1 rRNA gene is annotated in these 3,171 nt (G+C 50.7%); it reads right to left on the bottom strand.

Features of this window, described 5'->3' with window-relative positions:
- Nucleotides 1-90: 90 nt before the first annotated feature.
- Nucleotides 91-2,982 (bottom strand): 23S ribosomal RNA (locus ACZRMO_RS30145).
- Between the last annotated feature and the right edge of the window lie 189 nt (nt 2,983-3,171).

The following is a 3,171-nucleotide window of genomic DNA, read 5'->3' on the forward strand; positions in this document are numbered from 1 at the left end:
ATCGAACTTTCGGTTCTATCGTCTTCACACACCGCAATCTGGTGCTCTTTCGCTTTTCAGCTCGAAGCATGCAAATTGCTTGGGTGTTATATGGTCAAGCCTCACGGGCAATTAGTATTGGTTAGCTCAACGCCTCACAGCGCTTACACACCCAACCTATCAACGTCGTAGTCTTCGACGGCCCTTCAGGGAACTCAAGGTTCCAGTGAGATCTCATCTTGAGGCTAGTTTCCCGCTTAGATGCTTTCAGCGGTTATCTATTCCGAACATAGCTACCCGGCAATGCCACTGGCGTGACAACCGGAACACCAGAGGTTCGTCCACTCCGGTCCTCTCGTACTAGGAGCAGCCCCTCTCAAATCTCAAACGTCCACGGCAGATAGGGACCGAACTGTCTCACGACGTTCTAAACCCAGCTCGCGTACCACTTTAAATGGCGAACAGCCATACCCTTGGGACCGGCTTCAGCCCCAGGATGTGATGAGCCGACATCGAGGTGCCAAACACCGCCGTCGATATGAACTCTTGGGCGGTATCAGCCTGTTATCCCCGGAGTACCTTTTATCCGTTGAGCGATGGCCCTTCCATACAGAACCACCGGATCACTAAGACCTACTTTCGTACCTGCTCGACGTGTCTGTCTCGCAGTCAAGCGCGCTTTTGCCTTTATACTCTACGACCGATTTCCGACCGGTCTGAGCGCACCTTCGTACTCCTCCGTTACTCTTTAGGAGGAGACCGCCCCAGTCAAACTACCCACCATACACTGTCCTCGATCCGGATAACGGACCTGAGTTAGAACCTCAAAGTTGCCAGGGTGGTATTTCAAGGTTGGCTCCACGCAGACTGGCGTCCACGCTTCAAAGCCTCCCACCTATCCTACACAAGCAAATTCAAAGTCCAGTGCAAAGCTATAGTAAAGGTTCACGGGGTCTTTCCGTCTAGCCGCGGATACACTGCATCTTCACAGCGATTTCAATTTCACTGAGTCTCGGGTGGAGACAGCGCCGCCATCGTTACGCCATTCGTGCAGGTCGGAACTTACCCGACAAGGAATTTCGCTACCTTAGGACCGTTATAGTTACGGCCGCCGTTTACCGGGGCTTCGATCAAGAGCTTCGCGTTAGCTAACCCCATCAATTAACCTTCCGGCACCGGGCAGGCGTCACACCCTATACGTCCACTTTCGTGTTTGCAGAGTGCTGTGTTTTTAATAAACAGTCGCAGCGGCCTGGTATCTTCGACCGGCATGAGCTTACGGAGCAAGTCCTTCACCCTCACCGGCGCACCTTCTCCCGAAGTTACGGTGCCATTTTGCCTAGTTCCTTCACCCGAGTTCTCTCAAGCGCCTTGGTATTCTCTACCCAACCACCTGTGTCGGTTTGGGGTACGGTTCCTGGTTACCTGAAGCTTAGAAGCTTTTCTTGGAAGCATGGCATCAACCACTTCGTTAACTAAAAGTTAACTCGTCATCAGCTCTCGGCCTTAGAATCCCGGATTTACCTAAGATTCCAGCCTACCACCTTAAACTTGGACAACCAACGCCAAGCTGGCCTAGCCTTCTCCGTCCCTCCATCGCAATAACCAGAAGTACAGGAATATTAACCTGTTTTCCATCGACTACGCTTTTCAGCCTCGCCTTAGGGACCGACTAACCCTGCGTCGATTAACGTTGCGCAGGAAACCTTGGTCTTTCGGCGTGGGTGTTTTTCACACCCATTGTCGTTACTCATGTCAGCATTCGCACTTCTGATACCTCCAGCAAGCTTCTCAACTCACCTTCACAGGCTTACAGAACGCTCCTCTACCGCATCACTTACGTGATACCCGTAGCTTCGGTGTATGGTTTGAGCCCCGTTACATCTTCCGCGCAGGCCGACTCGACTAGTGAGCTATTACGCTTTCTTTAAAGGGTGGCTGCTTCTAAGCCAACCTCCTAGCTGTCTAAGCCTTCCCACATCGTTTCCCACTTAACCATAACTTTGGGACCTTAGCTGACGGTCTGGGTTGTTTCCCTTTTCACGACGGACGTTAGCACCCGCCGTGTGTCTCCCATGCTCGGCACTTGTAGGTATTCGGAGTTTGCATCGGTTTGGTAAGTCGGGATGACCCCCTAGCCGAAACAGTGCTCTACCCCCTACAGTGATACATGAGGCGCTACCTAAATAGCTTTCGAGGAGAACCAGCTATCTCCGAGCTTGATTAGCCTTTCACTCCGATCCACAGGTCATCCGCTAACTTTTCAACGGTAGTCGGTTCGGTCCTCCAGTTAGTGTTACCCAACCTTCAACCTGCCCATGGATAGATCGCCCGGTTTCGGGTCTATTCCCAGCGACTAGACGCCCTATTAAGACTCGCTTTCGCTACGCCTCCCCTATTCGGTTAAGCTCGCCACTGAAAATAAGTCGCTGACCCATTATACAAAAGGTACGCAGTCACCCAACAAAGTGGGCTCCCACTGCTTGTACGCATACGGTTTCAGGATCTATTTCACTCCCCTCTCCGGGGTTCTTTTCGCCTTTCCCTCACGGTACTAGTTCACTATCGGTCAGTCAGTAGTATTTAGCCTTGGAGGATGGTCCCCCCATATTCAGACAAAGTTTCTCGTGCTCCGTCCTACTCGATTTCATGACTAAGAGATTTTCGCGTACAGGGCTATCACCCACTATGGCCGCACTTTCCAGAGCGTTCCGCTAATCTCAAAGCCACTTAAGGGCTAGTCCCCGTTCGCTCGCCACTACTAAGGGAATCTCGGTTGATTTCTTTTCCTCAGGGTACTTAGATGTTTCAGTTCCCCTGGTTCGCCTCTTACGCCTATGTATTCAGCGTAAGATAACCATCTTATGATGGCTGGGTTCCCCCATTCAGACATCTCCGGATCAAAGTCTGTTTGCCGACTCCCCGAAGCTTTTCGCAGGCTACCACGTCTTTCATCGCCTCTGACTGCCAAGGCATCCACCGTATGCGCTTCTTCACTTGACCATATAACCCCAAGCAATCTGGTTATACTGTGAAGACAACATTCGCCGAAAATTCGATAATACTCAAAACTGAGTAACTCACAAATTTTACCTTAGCCTGATCCGTTACCAGTGAAAGTAACGTTCAGTCTATCTTTCTATCACATACCCAAATTTTTAAAGAACGATCTAATCAAAGACTAGAAATCAA

The sequence above is a fragment of the Pseudomonas sp. B611 genome (assembly GCF_055407965.1).